The sequence below is a fragment of the Streptomyces sp. NPDC059852 genome, from assembly GCF_042731455.1.
Lineage (GTDB): Bacteria > Actinomycetota > Actinomycetes > Streptomycetales > Streptomycetaceae > Streptomyces.
On sequence record NZ_JBHWJK010000022.1, the window covers coordinates 105,081 to 122,310 of the forward strand.

At 73.8% G+C, this 17,230-nt stretch carries 14 protein-coding genes; 9 read left to right on the forward strand and 5 right to left on the reverse strand.

The window, feature by feature from the left end; translation table 11 throughout:
- The first annotated feature begins 54 nt into the window (after positions 1-54).
- From ACFV46_RS25715 to ACFV46_RS25735, 5 genes are all read left to right on the forward strand, one after another.
- Positions 55-861, forward strand: coding sequence for an HlyD family efflux transporter periplasmic adaptor subunit (locus ACFV46_RS25715; protein WP_385499883.1), 807 nt, complete (start codon positions 55-57; stop codon positions 859-861).
- Entirely contained in the window at positions 858-3,080 is a 2,223-nt protein-coding gene (locus ACFV46_RS25720; RefSeq protein WP_361936558.1) for an NHLP family bacteriocin export ABC transporter peptidase/permease/ATPase subunit, read from the forward strand. Before ACFV46_RS25715 ends, ACFV46_RS25720 begins: the two co-directional genes overlap by 4 nt.
- 1 nt (position 3,081) lies before the next feature.
- Positions 3,082-5,898, forward strand: coding sequence for an NHLP bacteriocin export ABC transporter permease/ATPase subunit (locus tag ACFV46_RS25725; protein WP_385499885.1), 2,817 nt, complete (start codon positions 3,082-3,084; stop codon positions 5,896-5,898).
- Positions 5,899-5,981: 83 nt separating this feature from the next.
- The gene (locus ACFV46_RS25730; protein ID WP_361936554.1) at positions 5,982-6,998 is read left to right on the forward strand and encodes a Ppx/GppA family phosphatase; all 1,017 of its coding nucleotides are present in this window, start codon (positions 5,982-5,984) and stop codon (positions 6,996-6,998) included.
- A gap of 23 nt (positions 6,999-7,021) precedes the next feature.
- The gene (locus tag ACFV46_RS25735; RefSeq protein ID WP_376727717.1) at positions 7,022-7,204 is read left to right on the forward strand and encodes a hypothetical protein; all 183 of its coding nucleotides are present in this window, start codon (positions 7,022-7,024) and stop codon (positions 7,202-7,204) included.
- Positions 7,205-7,364: 160 nt separating this feature from the next.
- Here the strand turns inward: ACFV46_RS25735 and ACFV46_RS25740 are convergent, their stop codons facing one another.
- On the reverse strand, positions 7,365-7,799 hold the full coding sequence (locus ACFV46_RS25740; RefSeq protein ID WP_361936550.1) for a protease inhibitor: 435 nt from the start codon (positions 7,797-7,799) through the stop codon (positions 7,365-7,367).
- 405 nt (positions 7,800-8,204) lie between these two features.
- Between ACFV46_RS25740 and ACFV46_RS25745 the strand changes: the two genes are divergently transcribed.
- The gene (locus ACFV46_RS25745; protein ID WP_385499887.1) at positions 8,205-9,374 is read left to right on the forward strand and encodes a lactate 2-monooxygenase; all 1,170 of its coding nucleotides are present in this window, start codon (positions 8,205-8,207) and stop codon (positions 9,372-9,374) included.
- A complete protein-coding gene (locus ACFV46_RS25750; RefSeq protein WP_385499890.1) occupies positions 9,371-10,357 on the forward strand; it encodes a 2-hydroxyacid dehydrogenase in 987 nt (328 codons plus the stop codon). Before ACFV46_RS25745 ends, ACFV46_RS25750 begins: the two co-directional genes overlap by 4 nt.
- 72 nt (positions 10,358-10,429) lie before the next feature.
- On the opposite strand, the gene ACFV46_RS25755 is transcribed toward ACFV46_RS25750, so the two are convergent.
- From ACFV46_RS25755 to ACFV46_RS25765, 3 genes are all read right to left on the reverse strand, one after another.
- Positions 10,430-12,040 (reverse strand): ricin-type beta-trefoil lectin domain protein, encoded by a 1,611-nt coding sequence (locus tag ACFV46_RS25755; RefSeq protein ID WP_385499892.1) that lies wholly within the window; start codon positions 12,038-12,040, stop codon positions 10,430-10,432.
- Positions 12,041-12,325: 285 nt separating this feature from the next.
- Positions 12,326-12,703: a toxin Doc gene (locus tag ACFV46_RS25760; protein WP_361936543.1), complete on the reverse strand. Its 378-nt coding sequence runs from the start codon at positions 12,701-12,703 to the stop codon at positions 12,326-12,328.
- Between the two features lie 3 nt (positions 12,704-12,706).
- On the reverse strand, positions 12,707-12,952 hold the full coding sequence (locus tag ACFV46_RS25765; RefSeq protein WP_344411015.1) for a hypothetical protein: 246 nt from the start codon (positions 12,950-12,952) through the stop codon (positions 12,707-12,709).
- A gap of 238 nt (positions 12,953-13,190) precedes the next feature.
- Between ACFV46_RS25765 and ACFV46_RS25770 the strand changes: the two genes are divergently transcribed.
- Entirely contained in the window at positions 13,191-15,578 is a 2,388-nt protein-coding gene (locus ACFV46_RS25770; RefSeq protein ID WP_385499894.1) for a SpoIIE family protein phosphatase, read from the forward strand.
- A 63-nt stretch (positions 15,579-15,641) separates the two neighbouring features.
- Positions 15,642-16,328 (forward strand): DUF4232 domain-containing protein, encoded by a 687-nt coding sequence (locus ACFV46_RS25775; protein WP_385499895.1) that lies wholly within the window; start codon positions 15,642-15,644, stop codon positions 16,326-16,328.
- A 9-nt stretch (positions 16,329-16,337) separates the two neighbouring features.
- Here the strand turns inward: ACFV46_RS25775 and ACFV46_RS25780 are convergent.
- Positions 16,338-17,230: RICIN domain-containing protein (locus ACFV46_RS25780; protein ID WP_385499896.1), on the reverse strand; the 893-nt coding region annotated here is incomplete at its 5' end.

The following is a 17,230-nucleotide window of genomic DNA, read 5'->3' on the forward strand; positions in this document are numbered from 1 at the left end:
CACGACCGGTATTCGTGTGCCGGTCTCCACTCATCCGCAGGTGAGGGAAATTCCGTGCAGTTCCGCCAACAGGCCCTCGCCAAGCTCCAGTCACCGGAGGAGCTCGACCTGCCGGTGCGTTTCGCCCGCCCGCAGGGCTGGCTCGTCCTCGGGGTGACGCTGGTCGTGATGGCCGCCGCGTCCGTGTGGGCGGTCACCGGCTCGGTCGCCTCCACCGTCTCCGCGCCCGCCATCCTCACCCACGGGCAGGGCAGTTACCTCCTGCAGAGCCCGGTCGCCGGACAGGTCACCGCCGTCGTCGCCGAACAGGGCGAGCGGCTCCCGGCCGACGCCCCCCTCCTGAAGGTCCGCACCGCGCGGGGTGAGACCGTCGTGCGCACGGTCGCCCCGGGCCGGGTCACCGCGCTCGCCGCGACCATCGGGCAGATCGTCCGGACCGGCGCGAACGTCGCCGCCGTGGAGAAGGTCGCCCGCGGCCGGGACCCGCTGTACGCCACGGTGTACGTCCCCGCCGAGAACGCCGCCGCCATCCCCGACAACGCCGCGGTGGACCTCACCGTGCAGTCGGTGCCGACCCAGGAGTACGGCGTGCTGCGCGGGCATGTGAAGTCGGTGGACCGCTCGGTGCAGTCGCCGCAGCAGATCGCCGCGTTCCTCGGCGACACCCAGCTCGGCGAGCAGTTCACCGAGGACGGCAGGCCCGTCGCCGTCCTGGTCCGGCTGGACCGGGACGAGGACACCAGGAGCGGCTACGCCTGGTCGTCCGCGGACGGACCGCCCTTCCCCCTGACCTCCATGACCCTGGCCGAGGCCTCCATCCGGCTCGCCGACCAGCGTCCCGTCGACTGGCTGCTGCCATGAGCACCGCACAGCAGACGCGGAACAGACGCCGCGCCGCTCCCCCGAAGCGTCCCGTGCCGAAGGGCCGGGCGAAGACCGTCCGCACCCCCACCGTGCTCCAGATGGAGGCCGTCGAGTGCGGCGCCGCATCCCTGGCGATGGTGCTCGGTCACTACGGCCGGCACGTCCCGCTGGAGGAACTGCGCATCGCGTGCGGTGTCTCCCGGGACGGCTCGCGCGCCAGCAACCTGCTGAAGGCGGCCCGCAGTTACGGCCTGACCGCCAAGGGCATGCAGATGGACACGGCCGCCCTCGCCGAGGTGAGGGCGCCGGCCATCCTGTTCTGGGAGTTCAACCACTACGTCGTCTTCGACGGCATGGGCCGGCGCTTCGGCCGCCGGGGCGTGTACGTGAACGACCCCGCCAAGGGCCGCCGTTTCGTGCCCATGGAGGACTTCGACGGCAGCTTCACCGGGGTCGTCCTGGTCATGGAACCCGGGGAGGGCTTCAGCAGGGGCGGACGCCGGCCGGGTGTACTCGGCGCGATGCCGGCCCGGCTGCGCGGCACCGCGGGCACCATGCCCGCGGCCGTCCTCGCCAGCCTGCTGCTGGTGGCGGTCGGCGCGGCGGTGCCCGCACTGAGCCGTACCTATATCGACATGTTCCTGATCGGCGGCCAGACGTCCCTGCTGGGCACGCTGTTCGCGTCGATGGGGACCTGTGTCGCGCTGACCGTGGTACTGACCTGGCTGCAGCAGGCGAACCTGCTGCGCGGCCGGATCATCTCCTCGACCCTGTCCAGCGCCCGCTTCCTGCGCCATCTGCTGCGGCTGCCGGTGACGTTCTTCTCGCAGCGCAGCCCCGCCGATCTGGTGCAGCGGCTCCAGTCCAACGACGCGGTCGCCGAGACGCTGGCCCGGGACCTCGCCGCGGCCGGCGTCGACGCGGTCGTCGTCGTCCTCTACGCGGTACTGCTCTACACGTACGATCCGCAGCTGACGTTCGTCGGCATCGGCGTCGCCCTGCTGAACATCGTCGCCATGCGGGTCGTGATCCGGCTGCGGGCGACCCGTACGGCGAAGCTGCGCGCGGACAGCGCCCGGCTGACCAACACCGCCTACACGGGTCTGCAGCTGATCGAGACGATGAAGGCGACCGGCGGCGAGGACGGCTACTTCCGCAAGTGGGCCGGGCAGCACGCCACCACACTGGAGGAGCAGCAGCGCCTCGGGGTGCCGAGCGCGTGGCTCGGGGTGGTCGCCCCCACCCTCGCCACGCTCAACAGCGCCCTGATCCTGTGGATCGGCGGCATGCGCGCGGTCGAGGGAGGCATCTCCGTCGGTCTACTGGTCGCCTTCCAGGCCCTGGTGACCCGGTTCACCGCCCCCATCACCCGGCTCAACGGCGTCGCCGGCCGCATCCAGGACTTCGCGGCGGACGTGGCCCGGCTGAAGGACGTGGAGAACTTCGAGGCGGACCCGCTCTACGGCCGCCCCGGCGCGGGCGAGTCCACGCGCCGGCTGCAGGGGCATGTGGAGCTGCAGAACATCACCTTCGGCTACAGCCCGCTGGACAAGCCGCTGCTGACCGGTTTCGACCTGACCGTGGGGCCCGGCCGGCAGGTGGCCCTCGTCGGCGGTTCGGGCAGCGGCAAGTCGACCGTGTCCCGGCTGATCTCGGGTCTGTACGCCCCCTGGGAGGGCGTCATCCGTATCGACGGCCGCCGGATCGAGGACATTCCGCGGGGGGCGCTCGCCTCCTCCGTCTCCTTCGTCGACCAGGACGTGTTCCTGTTCGAGGGGACCGTCCGCGACAACGTGGCCCTGTGGGACCCGTCCGTCCCGGACGAGGCGGTGGAGGAGGCGCTGCGGGACGCCGCCCTGTACGACGTGGTGATGCGGCGCCCGGGCGGCATCCGCAGCCGGGTCGAGCAGGACGGCCGGAACTTCTCCGGCGGGCAGCGCCAGCGGCTGGAGATCGCGCGGGCGCTGGTGCGCCGCCCCAGCATCCTCGTCCTGGACGAGGTGACCAGCGCGCTGGACGCCGAGACCGAGCTGGTCGTGATGGACAACCTGCGCCGGCGCGGCTGCGCCTGTGTGGTGATCGCGCACCGGCTCAGCACGGTGCGCGACAGCGACGAGATCGTCGTGCTCCAGCACGGCACGATCGTCGAACGCGGACGGCACGAGGAGCTGGTGGCGCGCGGCGGCGCCTACGCGGCCCTGGTCAGGGAGCGGTGAGATGACGACCGTGAACGAGGGGGACCTCGTCCTCGACGCGCTCGGGCAGCTGGGCTCGGCCCTGGACTGCTCCGGCCTCAACCGCCTGGACCTGGAGGGGCCGCAGGTGCTGTGGCTGGTGGCGTCCGGCGCGGTGGACCTGTTCGCGGTGGACGCCGGCGAGCAGGGCCACTGGCACCATCTGGGCCGTCTGGAGGCGGGGTCGCTGCTGCTCGGCCCGGTCGCGGGACCGCAGCACACGCTGGTGGCCCGCCCGCTCAGGGACTGCGTCGTCCACCGCATCGGGCTGCGCGAGCTGTACCAGCCCGCGCACACGCAGACCTGGTCGTACGACGAGTACGGCAACCCGCAGTACGTCCCTCCGCAGACGAGCCCCCTGGAGTACGCCCTCGCGCTCGGCGTCGGCCGCAGTCTGTCCATCCTGTTCCAGGCGCCGACGGCCACCGAGCGGGCGGCCGAGGTGACGGACGACGACGTCTTCTGGATGCAGGTGCCGCCGGGCAGCGTGCAGTACGGCTCGCTGTACGGGGCGGAGGCCGCCGCCGACCTGCTGATCGACCCGGCGGTGTGGCAGTCCATGGTGGACCAGCAGTACCGCCTGCTGACCACGCTGGACCGGTGGATCGAGCAGCTGGAGCGCACCCACGAGACCCGTACGGCCGCCGGCATCAAGGCCGGTGAGGCGGTGCGCGCGCAGGCCGACCGGACGCTGCTGGCGTCCATCGGCAAGCGGAACGGCAGGCGCACGACGGCCGCCGACGCGGACGCCGGGTACGCGGCGTGCCGGATCGTCGCCGAGGCCGCCGGGTTCACCCTGGCCGACGCGTCGCACGGCGGCACCGAGAGCGACCGGCTCGACCCGGTGGAACGCGTCGCCCTGGCCTCCCGGGTACGGACCCGGTCCGTGCGGCTGGAGGGGCGGTGGTGGCGGGACGACATCGGCCCGCTCGTCGGTCACCGGGCGCTGTCCGGGGCGCCGGTCGCGCTGCTGTGGCGGCGCGGCGGCTATGTGGCGGTGCATCCGGCGACCGGCCGGGAGACGCCGGTCGAGAAGGCCAACGCGGAGGAGTTCGAGCCGCGGGCGGTGATGTTCTACCGGCCGCTGCCGGACCGTCCGCTGAGCCCGCTGCGGCTGCTGCGGTTCAGCATGCGCGGCACCGGCGGCGATCTGGTGCGGCTGCTGCTCAGCGGGCTGGTGACGGTCGCGATCGGCGCGCTGGTGCCGGTGGCGACCGGCAAGGTGCTCGGCGAGTTCGTGCCGAAGGCGCAGACCGGGCTGATCGTGCAGGTGTGTCTGGCCGTGATGATCAGCGGGGTGGTGGCGGCGGCGTTCATGCTGCTGCAGAACCTGACGATCCTGCGGCTGGAGGGGCGGATCGAGGCGACGCTGCAGCCCGCCCTGTGGGACCGGCTGCTGCGGCTGCCCACCCGGTTCTTCACCGAGCGCTCGACGGGCGAGCTGGCCGGCCAGGCCATGGGGATCAGCGCGATCCGCCGGCTGCTGGCCGGGGTCGGCCCGGTCGTGGCCCAGTCGGTGACGGTGGGCGCGATGAACCTGGCGCTGCTGTTCTGGTACAGCGTGCCGCTGGCCCTGGCCGCGATCGGCATGCTCGTGGTGATCGCGGCCGTGTTCCTGGGCCTCGGGCTGTGGCAGGTGCGCTGGCAGCGCCGGCTGGTGGTGCTGGGCAACAAGCTGAACAACCAGGCGTTCCAGACACTGCGCGGACTGCCGAAGCTGCGGGTCGCGGCGGCGGAGAACTACGCGTACGCGGCGTGGGCGGAGGAGTTCGCGCGCAGCCGGGAGCTGCAGCAGCGGGTGGGCCGGATCAAGAACCTGACGGCGGTGCTGGGCGCGGTGTATCTGCCGCTGTGCACCCTGCTGATGTTCATGCTGCTGGCCGGTCCGGCCCGCGGCTCGATGTCGGCGGCGGCGTTCCTCACCTTCAGCACCTCGGTGACGATGCTGCTGACCTCGGTGACCCAGCTGACCGGCGCGTTCGTCTCGGCGGTGTCGGCGCTGCCGCTGTTCCAGGAGATCGAGCCGGTGCTGCGGGCCACGCCGGAGGTGCGGGCGGGCAGCACCCGGCCGGGGCCGCTGACCGGGGCGATCGAGGCGCGCCGGCTGTCCTTCCGGTACTCCGACGACGGCCCGCTGGTCCTGGACGACGTGTCGTTCGAGATCCGGCCGGGCGAGTTCGTCGCGGTGGTCGGCCCCAGCGGCTGCGGCAAGTCGACATTGCTGCGGCTGCTGATCGGCTTCGACAAGCCGGTCTCGGGCAGCGTCCTGTACGACGGGCAGGACCTGGCGGCGCTCGACCAGTCGGCGGTGCGCCGCCAGTGCGGGGTGGTGCTCCAGCACGCCCAGCCGTTCACCGGGTCCATCCTCGACGTCATCTGCGGCACCGAGCCGTACACGCCGGAGGAGGCGATGGCGGCGGCGGAGATGGCGGGGCTCGCCGAGGACATCAAGCGGATGCCGATGGGGCTGCACACCATCGTCTCGGGCAGCGGGGCCGTCTCCGGCGGGCAGCGACAGCGGCTGATGATCGCCCAGGCGCTGATCCGCCGTCCGCGCATCCTGTTCTTCGACGAGGCGACCAGCGCCCTCGACAACGAGACGCAGCGCACGGTCATCGAGTCCACGCGGGCCCTGAACGCCACGCGCGTGGTCATCGCGCACCGTCTGTCCACGGTGCTGGACGCCGACCGGGTCATCGTGATGGAGGACGGCAAGGTCGCCCAGCAGGGTCCGCCGGCCGAACTCCTCGCGGACACGGGCGGGCGGCTGCACGAGCTGGTGCGGCGCCAGCTGGCCTGAGCGGCGGTCCGGGCGCCCCGGGACGACGGGGCAATCGCCGCGCGGGCCGTTGACGATCGGCGTAAGGGGGTACTTGCCCAGCCATGCGTATCAGCGTCGTGGATGTGGGATCGAAGACGGTCCGCCTGGTGGTGTCCGACGCCCAGGACGGCGCACCGCTGCCCGTGCACACCGAGAAGTGGCGGCTGCGGCTGTCCGAGCAGGTGAAACCGGGGGATCCGATCCCCGGGGAGGCGGTGGAGCGGCTGGTCCACGCCGTCGCCGCGGCGAGCCGCACCGCGACGAAGTGGGGGGCGGCGGCACCGCTGGCCTTCGCGACCGCGGTGGTGCGCTCCGCGCCCAACCGGGCGGAGGTACTGCGCACCGTGCGTCTGCGGACCGGGGTGCGGCTGTGCACGCTGCCCGGTGAGCTGGAGGCCGAGCTGACGTTCCTCGCGGCGCGGCGCTGGATGGGCTGGCGCTCGGGTCCGCTCGCCCTGCTGGACATCGGCGGCGGGTCGCTGGAGGTGGCGTTCGGCCGGGGCCGGCTGCCCGACTTCGTGGCCTCGCTGCCGCTGGGCGCGAACCGGCTGACCCACGAGTTCCTGATGGCCGGCGACGACCTTCCCGATCCGCGGCGGCTGCGGGACCTGCGCCGCTCGGTGCGCCATCAACTGCGGGACGTCGCCGCCCGGATCCGCTGGGAGGGGCCGCGGACGGCCGCGGCCACCTCGCGTACGTTCCAGCAGCTGGGCCGGTTGTGCGGGGCGCCGCCGGGCCGGCACGGCCCGTTCGTGGAGCGGCGGCTGGCGCGCGAGGACCTGCGGGAGGCGGTGGGCCGGATGTCGGCGCTGAGCGCCGCCGAGCGGGTCCAGCTGCCGGGGATCTCCGCGCCGCGGGCCGAGCAGAGTCTGGCCGGCGCGGTGATCGCGCACACCGCGATGAAGCTGACCGGTCTCGAGGCGGTGACGATCTGCCCGTGGGCGATCCGCGAGGGGATCATGCTGCGTCACATCGAGGACGGCCCCGGCTGGTGGACAGAGGTCACCGGCCACGACGAGGACCCCGGGGCGGACCGGCCCGCGCCGCTGCGCATCGCCGCCGCACCGGCGACCAGCTGACCGAACGACAGGAGGAGCAGCCCGTGTCCCAGGACGACAAGCAGCACCAGGAGCACCCCGAGACCGCCCTGGAGGAGGTGACGGAGGAGGTCGCCGAGGCCGGGCGCCGGGTCCGGGAGTCGCCCGGCGAGCGCCGCCGCAGGGGCGAGGCCGGCGAGGCGATCACTCCGAACCAGCAGGCCCAGGAGGAGTCGCGGGGCGACTGACGGGCCGATACGTCCGTACACGATCTGGGTGCCGGTCGGGCGGCCCCACTCCGCCCGGCCGGCACCCATGCGAGGTGACACCCGACCCCTTCGCCGTGCTCGCATCTCCCCATCCGCGAGCCCGGACGCACTGCACGGGGTCCGTGGTGCCGCCCCGGTCTCAGAACGCGAAGAGGCTGGTCCCGAAGGAGCCCTTCACGCAGTCGTTGGCGAACGTGCGCTCATAGGAGACGCGCTTGCCCTGCCAGACCCCGTCCACGGTGACGACGACGGGGTCGTACTGCTTGGTGCACATCACCCCTTCGGTCGCCCTCAGGGCGTCGAAGTCGCCGTTGAGGCCCCGCAGTTCGGCACAGGCCGCCGCCGGGGCGGGATGGGTGCCGGAGGGCGTCGGAGCGCAGCTCAGGGTCACCGCGCGTGCCGGGGAGGCGAGGGTGGCGGTGTCGCCGTGAGCGAGGGTCAGCACCAGCGCCGAGGGGGCGTAGAGCGAGGCGGGAGCGGCGTCGGGGGCGGCCAGGGCGGACCCGGTGAGGGGTCCGCAGACGGCGGTGGCCGTCAGAGCGAGGGTCGCTGCCCAGCGCGCGGTGTTCCGCATTGTGTGCATCCTTCCGCTTGGATCGGGGGTGTGCCGGCTCCGGCGCGATCGGTGCCGGAACGACGAGCGGGAGTCTGCCGAGTCCGCCGCCGAAACTCACATCGACACCACGGGTTTCAGTAACCTTGCGTATTGAATCAGTGGCGTGAAGTAACGGAATTCGAACGTTCCAATGCCGGAACGTGGCCATTCCTGATCGCTCGAAGTCGCCCGATGGCCGATTTCCATGGGTTCATTAATAGGCCTGAAACATTCCGGTTGGGGGCCTCCGGTGGAGACCTGAGGGGCCGTCCGTCCACACGGTCCACCCCCGCGCCGGTGTGCGCCCCCCGGTCCCCACCTGGCCTACCGGTCGGTATGGTCTGCGTACAGCGCGGTCTCAGGGACGAGAGGCGGGTCGTACGCATGGGCAGGCACTGGGCCGACTTCCAGTACGAGATCTATCTGAACGGCATGTCGGGCGCCGTGCCCCGGCTGCCCACCGACCTGACCCGGCTGGAGGAACTGACGGAACAGCGCCTCGGCCCCGGCCCCGTGGGCTACGTGGCGGGCAGCGCGGGCGCCGGCAGCACCGCCCGCGCCAACCGGGCGGCCCTGGACCGCCGCCGGATCGTCCCGCGCATGCTGCGGGACGTGCACGAACGGGACCTGTCCGTGGAGGTGCTGGGCCGCCCCCTGCCCGCCCCGGTCGCGCTGGCGCCGATCGGCGTGCTGTCGATCATGCACCCGGACGCCGAGAGCGCGGCCGCCCGCGCCGCCGCCGCGCAGGGCGTGCCGTTCATCCTGTCGTCCGCGTCCAGCACCCCGCTGGAGCAGGTGGCGGAGGCGATGGGCGAGGCCGAGCGCTGGTTCCAGCTGTACTGGCCGAGGGACCCGGAGGTGGCGCGCAGCTTCCTGGACCGGGCGAAGGCGGCCGGTTACACCGCGCTCGTCGTCACCCTCGACACCCCGATGCTCGCCTGGCGTCCCCGCGACCTCGACCAGGCGTATCTGCCCTTCCTGCACGGCGTCGGCACCGCCAACTACTTCTCCGACCCCGCCTTCCAGGCCGGTCTGGCCAAGCCCGTCCACGAAGACCCGAACGCCGCCGTCATGCACTTCGTCGGCATGTTCTCCGACCCGGCGAAGACCTGGCCGGACCTCGCGTTCCTGCGCGAGAACTGGGAGGGCCCGATCGTCCTGAAGGGCGTCCTGCACCCCGACGACGCCCGGGCCGCCGCCGACGCCGGCATGGACGGCGTGATCGTCTCCAACCACGGCGGACGCCAGGTGGCCGGCTCGATCGGCGCCGCGGACGCCCTGCCCGGGGTCGTCGAGGCGGTCGGTGACCGGCTGACGGTGCTGTTCGACAGCGGTGTGCGCACCGGGGACGACATCTTCAAGGCCCTCGCCCTCGGGGCGCGGGCGGTCCTCGTCGGACGGCCGTACGCGTACGGCCTCGGGCTCGACGGGCAGGCGGGCGTCGAGCACGTCATCCGCTGTCTGCTCGCCGAACTCGACCTCACCCTCGCCCTGTCCGGGCACGCCGGCCCCGGCACCGTCGGCCCCGGCGACCTCGTGGAGGCGACCGCGTGAGCGCCGCACGGCAGGTGCTGGCCGTCGTCCCGCCGCACGTCGGCGGCCGGGGCGTCGGCGCCGGGCTCGCCGCGCTGCTGCCCGGGGACGCGCGTGTCACCGTCGTCGAGGCGGCCGACGAGGACCCGGACGCGCTGCGCCGCGCCCAGGTCGTCGTCACCGCTCTGGCACCGGTCACCGCCGCGCACCTCGCCGCGGCACCGGAGCTGGAACTGGTGCAGTGCGCGAGCCACGGGTTCGACTACGTCGACGTGGCGGCGGCCCGGGAGCGCGGGGTGCGGGTGTGCACGATCGGCTCCAGCGGCGCCGAGGCGCAGAACGTCGCCGAGCAGACCTTCGCGCTGATGCTGGCCCTGGCCAAGCAGGTGGTCCCCGGGCACCTCGCGCTCGTCGGGGGCGAGTGGGCCCTCCCCCGCCTCCAGGGCTCGCTCACCGAGCTGTCGGGCAAGACGCTCGGCATCGTGGGCCTCGGCCAGATCGGGCGTCAGGTCGCCCGCCGGGCCGTCGCGTTCGACATGACGGTCGTCTACGCCGGACGCCGGCGGGCGGCACCCGAGGCGGAGGCCGAGGCGGGCGGCGCCCGCCATGTGCCGCTCGACGAGCTGTGCCGCCTCTCCGACTACGTCTCCCTGCACGCCCCGCTCACCGGGGAGACCCGGCACCTGCTGGACGCCCGGCGCCTCGCACTGCTGAAACCGTCGGCGTTCGTGGTCAACACGGCGCGGGGCGCCCTGATCGACCAGGACGCCCTCGCGGAGGCCCTGGAGAAGGGCGCCCTGGCCGGGGCCGGCATCGACGTCTTCGAGCCCGAACCACCCACCCCGTCCCTGCGCTTGCTCCGCGCCCCGAACGTCGTGCTCTCCCCCCACGTCGGCGGCGTCACCCGCGAGACGATGGTCCGCATCGCCCTGGCAGCCGTACGCAACGTGACGGACTTCCTGACGGACGGCACGTTGCGGGACGTGGTCGCCCCAACCTCCTGAACCGGCCTCGACGGTGGTCGTGCCGGCCCTCCCCTTCCGGGATGACCGGCACTCTCGCCCCCCTCGGAACGACTACACGCCCCGCTCCCCCGGGCCGGCGCCCCGCGCCCCCGCCGGCCCCACCACCGCGCTCGACAGCGCGTCCGGGGTCGCGGAGGCCGGGGGGTCCGTCAGCCAGCGTTGGGTGTCGGAGCGGTCGCGGACCTTGACGACGATGTCGGCGCCCGGGTCGGGAGCCGCCGCCGCCAGAGCGAGGCGTTCGTCCCAGCGGGGCAGCACCTCGCCCCGGACCGTGAGGTCGTAGCGCACGTCCTCGGCGCGCCCGGAGCCCGAGGGGGCGCATCTGCCGAGGACCACCACACCGGCGTCCGCGCGGGAGTCCAGGCACAGATCGGGGTCGGCCGCGCTGCGCAGCCGTCCGTCCTTGTCGTACGACCACTTCTGGCCGATGTCGTCGGAGCAGGTGGCGAGTTCGGTCCCCGCGCCGGGGCCCGGTTCGCCCTGGACGCCGAGGCACAGGCCGGCGGCGGCGTTCCGCAGCCGGGTGCGCGACGGCACGGCCGGTGCCTGGGCGGTCCCGGGCGGCGCGGAGGACACGGCGGGCGGGAGCCGGGTGCCTGGGCTTCCGGCGGTCGCGGAAGCCGCCGGGTCGACGCCGTCGTCTTCGGTCAGGAGTCCGGCGACGAGCAGCAGGGCCATCAGACCGGCGGAGGCGACGCCCACCCCCGTCAGCAGTGTCCGCGAGGGGCGGCTGGGGCCGGCCGCCCTGCGGACCTGCGCGGGCACGCGCGCCAGCAGCCGGCGGCGGGCCGCGCCGTGCCGGGCGGCGCCGCGGGTGCGCGACGGGGTGCGGCCCGGACGGGATTCGAGATAGCGGCGCGCACCCCAGCCGAGGACGGACTCGGCGATGAGAACACCCAGACCGCCTTCGAAATGGCTCAGTTGTTCGGCCGCGTTTCGGCAGTAACGGCAGTGCGCCAGATGCGCCTCCACATCCGGCAGCAGGGCGCCGCCCCGGCGAATGGGGACGTCGAGGAGGCGGTTGTAGAACCGGCAATCCTTCGTGGGCGCGAGTTCCCGATGGGCATGTACACAACCTTCACGGAATGTGTCCCGCGCCTGTTCGAGTGCGGCCCGCGCGGTAACGGGATCGAGGCCGAGCAGTCCGGCGGGGACATTCAGCGGCTCCGCCTCGACCTCGGTGTGCCAGAGCAGACACCGGGCCAGTCCGGGAAGCGCCTGGAATGACCGGTCGGCGAGCCGCCGATTTTCCGGCGTCAGGGACTTCGCGGTCCGCATACCGCGCCCACCGGAGGGTTTGCCCAGTTCCGGCACCGTCCCCGTTATCCGTTCGTCCCCGGACCACTGCCGGACCGTGTCCCGGACCGCCACGAGCAGCCGCGGGCGCAGCGCGGCGGCGGGCTCGCCGAGCGCCAGGCGGTCGAGCACCTGATGGAAGGCGGCGGCGGTGACCATGTGGGAGGCGGCGCCCGCGGGGGCCGCCAGACAGATCACCGCGTAGGCGTGGACCGGGTCCCAGTGCCGCGCCATGAGCAGGGCGACGGAGGGCGCGGCCTCGCTGTCGGTCCGGCCCCGCAGCCGGGCGGCGAGTCCTTCGTCGGACTCCTCGGGGAGACCTCCCGGTGGCGGATAGGGAGGCCGAGGGGGGTGGGGGGTGGGCACTGAACGGATTCCTTCCCGCACGCGGACACAGAAGTTCCGATCGCCGAAAAGGAGCGAGCGACATGCCGTGGGCCTCTCCGGCGCGACCGGGGAGCGGAAATTCCGACGCCCGTCCGCACCGATTCCCCCGCGGAACGCTTGAGCCCCGGCCTATTCCACTCCCACGGCATTCACCCTTGCACAGCGCACTCAAGCCCAACAAGGCACTTGGGCAACATCAGCACCAATTGAAATAAAGTCAGAATCCCACCCGCGCATCATGGGAAAACGGGGTCCGCGGGAAGCTCAGATCTGCCAGGATCGCAACCTGTCGGCCGCCCCGTACACATCCGTCTTTCCGGACATCAGATCGCGGGCGAGGTCGACGAGAGCACCGTAGGGCGGGTCGATGCCGACGCCGCTGACGAACATGTAGGCCACGGCGGAGGCGCAGGCGAAGCGGGCGTTGGCCGAGGGCAGCGGCTTGAGCAGCGCGAGGGTGTGCAGCAGCGCGGCGGCGCGCCACGCCGGGTCGGAGTCGACGCCGAGCCGGGGCGGGTCGACCCGGTGCCGGGCGACGGCGGCGACCAGCGCGGAGAAGTCGTTGACGGTGGGCTGGTCCGGCAGGACCTCTTCATGTCGCTGGAGCAGCCAGGGCACGTCGATGTGGAGGACGGATGCCATCGGTCAGGCGGCCCGTCCCTCGCCGCCGGCCGGCGGCTCGTCGTCGGGGAAGGCGGCGGCGAACTCCTCGGCGTGCGAGGAGAAGAACCTGCGGAACGCCTCGGCGCCCTCCTGGAGCGCGCGGTGCCGGGCTATGTCGGCCGCCGCGGCCTCCCGTACGAGCGCTTTCATCGAGGTGCCGCGTTCCTTGGCGATCTGCCGCAGGTCCTCGAGCTCACGGTCGCTGAACTCCACGTTGAGAGCTGGCATGTCGTTACGGTACCGCCCGGGTACTTCGGCGTAAATCCCCCCAGGTCAGACGTAGTACAGGCCGGTACCGCCCGCGTCGCGCGGCCGAGCGGGACCGGCCTCTGACGGCCAGGACGCCCGGGCGCGGCGTCCGAGGCCGCGCGCGGCCCTGAGCAGGCGGGACATCGCCCGGAGGGCCTAGGCTGGGGCGCGAACGACACCCTTGTTCACCGTGAGTGTGCCCGTGGGAGCTGCGAGCATGAGCCCGGATCACCCGGTCGACGAGGCCTCGACGGCCCGGGCCGTCATCGACGCCGACGGCCTGCTCCTCGAGTGGAACGCCGGGGCGGAACGCCTCCTGGGCCACCCGGCGGCCGACGTCGTGGGGCGTCCGGCGGCCGACCTGCTGGCCGACCCGGGCGCCGACGGGGCCCACCACCCCCCGGACGGCGACCGCTGGCACGGCGTCGTCACGCTGCGCCGCCACGACGGCGGCACGCTCCCCGTGTGGGTGCTCGTCCACCGGGTGCCGCATCCGGGGCAGGGCCCCGACCGGTGGCTGGTCGTCACGCCGCTGGACCCGGAGGGCACCGGCGCGCACGACGATCCGCTGGACAGCGTCTCCCTCCTCGACTCCCCCTGCGCCATGGCGATCTACGACGAGCGGCTGCGGGTGCGCAGCATCAACGCGGTCATGGCGGAGGTGCTCGGCCTGCCCGCGGAGAACGTGCGGGGTCTGCGCACCCACGAGATGACCGGCCTGGCGCACGGCCACGACATGGAGGGCCGGCTGCGCCAGGTGCTCACCACGGGCCGCGGCACGGCCGTACGGACGTATGTGCCGGTCGGCGGTGACCGCAACCTCAGCTGGCTGGCCCGGATGGCCCCGATCCGGGACGCCCTGGGCCGGGTGCGGGGCGTGTCGGTCGCCGCGCACGACTTCACCGAGCAGTACCAGGCGCAGGAGCGGCTCCAGCTGGTGAACGAGGCCAGCGTGCGCATCGGCACCACCCTCGACGTGGCGACCACGGCCCAGGAGCTGGCGGACATCTGTGTGCCCGCGCTCGCCGACTTCGTCAGCGTCGATCTGCTGGACCCGTCCGAGCACGGCGATCCGCCCGTGGGCCGGCCGGTGGCACCGATCGGGCTGCGGCGGACCGCGCACCGGATCATCGATTCGGACGGCAGCAGCGTGGTCGCCGTCGAGCCGGGCCAGCTGGACGTGTACCCGGCCACCTCCGCGCAGGCCGACGCGCTGCTGGCCGGCCACACCATCGTCGCCTCGGCCGCGACCGGCGACCTCGACCAGTGGCTGTCGTGGGACCCGCGGCGCGCCGACCGGATCAAGGAGTACGGCATCCACACGTCGATGTCCGTGCCCATCCAGGCCCGCGGCACGACCCTCGGCGTGGCGGTGCTCTCGCGGTTCGCCAACCCCCACCCGTTCACCCCGGACGACGTGCTGCTGGCGGAGGAGGTGACCGCGCGCGCCGCCGTCTGCATCGACAACGCCCGCCGCTACTCCCGGGAGCGCGAGACCGCGCTGGCCCTCCAGCGCAGCCTGCTGCCGCGCACCCTGCCGCGCACCGCCGCGCTGGAGGCGGCCTCCCGTTACCTCCCGGCGGCGCGCTCCGGGGTGGGCGGCGACTGGTTCGACGTGATCCCGCTGTCCGGGATGCGGGTCGCGATGGTCGTAGGCGACGTCGTGGGCCACGGCATCCAGGCGTCCGCGACGATGGGCCGGCTGCGCACGGCGGTGCGTACGCTCGCCGACATCGACCTCGCGCCCGACGAGCTCCTGACCCACCTCGACGACCTCGTCGTGCGCCTGTCGGAGGAGGCCGGCACCGACGGTGTGTCCGGCGAGGTCGGCGCCACCTGCCTGTACGCCGTGTACGACCCGGTCTCCCGGCACTGCACGCTCGCCCGTGCCGGGCACCCCCCGCCCGTGATGGTCGCGCCGGGCGAGGGGCCCGTGGAGATCGACCTGCCGGCGGGACCCCCGCTGGGCCTGGGCGGGCTGCCGTTCGAGTCGGCGGAGGTCGAACTGCGCGAGGGCACCGTCCTCGCCCTGTACACCGACGGGCTGATCGAGTCGCGGGAGCGGGACATCGACGCCAGCCACGCGCTGCTGTGCGAGTCGCTCGCGGCGGCGTCCGGCTCCCTCGACGAGACGTGTGACCGCGTCCTGCACTCGCTGCTCCCGGCGGGCGGTGCCGCCGACGACGTGGCCCTGCTGCTGGCGCGTACCCAGGGGCTGCCGGCCTCGCGGGTGGCGACCTGGGACATCCCGGCGGACCCGGCGCTGGTGGCGCCGATCCGCAAGCAGGTCGTGGAGCAGATCGGCCGGTGGGACCTGTCCGAGGCCACGTTCACCGCCGAACTGGTGGTGAGCGAACTGGTCACCAACGCCATCCGCTACGGCATGCGCCCGATACGGCTCCGGCTCATCCACGACGCCACGACCCTGATCTGCGAGGTGTCCGACACCAGCCACACCGCCCCGCACCTGCGCCGCGCCAAGACGTACGACGAGGGCGGCCGGGGGCTGCTGCTGGTCGCCCAGCTCACCCAGCGCTGGGGAAGCCGGCACACCGCCGACGGCAAGACCATCTGGGCGGAGATCGGGTTGCTCGGCGAGGAGTGAGGACGCGCGCGGGAACGTGACTACGCCCCGGGAAAACGGGGATGCCTCACAGACATGGGAGCAATGGGACGCGCACCGCAATCCCCCTTCTCGATCCGAGGCCGCCGCGCCACCCTCCCGGTGACCGCCGCCGCGCTGCTGTGCCTGCTCGCCGCCTGCGCGGACGGCACCGGCGCCTCGGACACCGGATCGACCCGGACACCGTCCCCCGGCGGCGGGGCGACGACCGCACCGGGCACGGACGACGGCACGGGCCCCGCGACGACGGCGCCCACCACCACGCCCGGCACCCCGGACACGGAGAGCCCCGTGACCCAGTCGGGCGCCGCCGCGCCCCGCTGCCACACCTCCGAGCTGCGGGCGCGCCTGGGCCGCCCGAGCCCCGGAGCGGGGCAGCGCAACTTCCCGATCGTGCTGACCAACCGGGCCGACCGCACCTGCACCGTGCGCGGCTACCCCGGCGCCGCCTTCGTGGACGCCTCCGGCCGGCAGCTCGGCCCCGACCCGCGGCGCTCCCCGGACACCCCGGCGACGGTCTCGCTGGCGCCGGGTGCCAGCGCCTGGGCGGGGCTGACCTTCGCGAGTCCCGAGATCAGCGGGGCCCGTACGGCCGAGCCGAAGGAGCTGCTGGTGACGCCGCCGGACGAACGGGACCCGCTGCGGGTCGCCTGGACGTCGGGCGAGGTGCCGGTGGGCGGCAACGAGTCCACCGTGTTCCTCACGGTCCTCCAGCCCGGCACGGGCGGCTGACCGGACGGCTCAGCGGTGGCCGCCACCCCCGTGCCCGTGGCCGCCGCCCCTCGCCCCGCCCTCGTGCGATGCCGCGCGGGGTGTCCGGGCGGCCGACGGTGTGGCCGAGGGCGGCGACGGGCGCGCGGACCCGGCGGCGGGGGTGTGCGCGGTAGGCGGCGCCGGCGTGGTGGCGGCGCCGGCCTCCGGGACGAAGGTGACCGTCTCCAGCGTGGAGGTGGTGCGCGCGGTGTCGACGGCCCAGTGCTGCGTGTCGTTGTCGTCGTCGCGGCTCTTGAGCACCAGGGCGCCGGAGCCGTCAGTGGCCGCGGGGCTCAGGGCGAGCTCCTGGTCGAAGCGGGGCACCAGGGCTCCCGGGAGCGTGAAGTCGTAGCGGACGTCGTCGCTGCCCGGGCCGGTGGCCTGGCAGGGGGCGAGCCGGACCGAGTAGCCGAGGTGGGAGTCGAGGCACAGGCCGGGGTCGGCGGCGCTGCGGATCAGCCCGTCGGTCTCGTACGTCCACTGCTGGGCGGGACCGGGGGCGCAGGTGGCGAGTTCGGTCTCCGCTCCGTCGACGGCACGGCCGCCCACGACGGAGACGCACAGCCCGGAGCCGATGTTGTGCAGCCGGCCCCGCAGGTCGCCCTTGGCCGCCTCGGCGGCGCCCGCCCAGGAGGGGTTGCGACTCGGGGCGTCCTTCTCGGGGCTCGCCGTGCCGGACGGCCGCTGGTCGTGGGCGGCGGGCACGGCGGTGTCGTCGGTGCCGCCGTCGGAACCGGCGGCGGACCAGATCACCAGGGGCAGGACGACCAGGGCGCTGACGGTGGCGACGGCCGCCGACAGGTTGCGGCGCCGGGCCGCGCGGCGGGCCACCTTCACGGCGACGCGGCTGGAGCAGGCGCGGGCGCCGCGGCGGGCGGGCC

Bases quoted from the DNA above. Each gene is read 5' to 3' on its own strand.
- ACFV46_RS25765 (WP_344411015.1), bottom strand. From the start codon at position 12,952: ATGCCAGCTCTCAACGTGGAGTTCAGCGACCGTGAGCTCGAGGACCTG.
- ACFV46_RS25725 (WP_385499885.1), top strand. From the start codon at position 3,082: ATGACGACCGTGAACGAGGGGGACCTCGTCCTCGACGCGCTCGGGCAG.
- ACFV46_RS25775 (WP_385499895.1), top strand. From the start codon at position 15,642: ATGGGACGCGCACCGCAATCCCCCTTCTCGATCCGAGGCCGCCGCGCC.
- ACFV46_RS25730 (WP_361936554.1), top strand. From the start codon at position 5,982: ATGCGTATCAGCGTCGTGGATGTGGGATCGAAGACGGTCCGCCTGGTG.
- ACFV46_RS25720 (WP_361936558.1), top strand. From the start codon at position 858: ATGAGCACCGCACAGCAGACGCGGAACAGACGCCGCGCCGCTCCCCCG.
- ACFV46_RS25745 (WP_385499887.1), top strand. From the start codon at position 8,205: ATGGGCAGGCACTGGGCCGACTTCCAGTACGAGATCTATCTGAACGGC.
- ACFV46_RS25760 (WP_361936543.1), bottom strand. From the start codon at position 12,703: ATGGCATCCGTCCTCCACATCGACGTGCCCTGGCTGCTCCAGCGACAT.
- ACFV46_RS25770 (WP_385499894.1), top strand. From the start codon at position 13,191: ATGAGCCCGGATCACCCGGTCGACGAGGCCTCGACGGCCCGGGCCGTC.
- ACFV46_RS25740 (WP_361936550.1), bottom strand. From the start codon at position 7,799: ATGCGGAACACCGCGCGCTGGGCAGCGACCCTCGCTCTGACGGCCACC.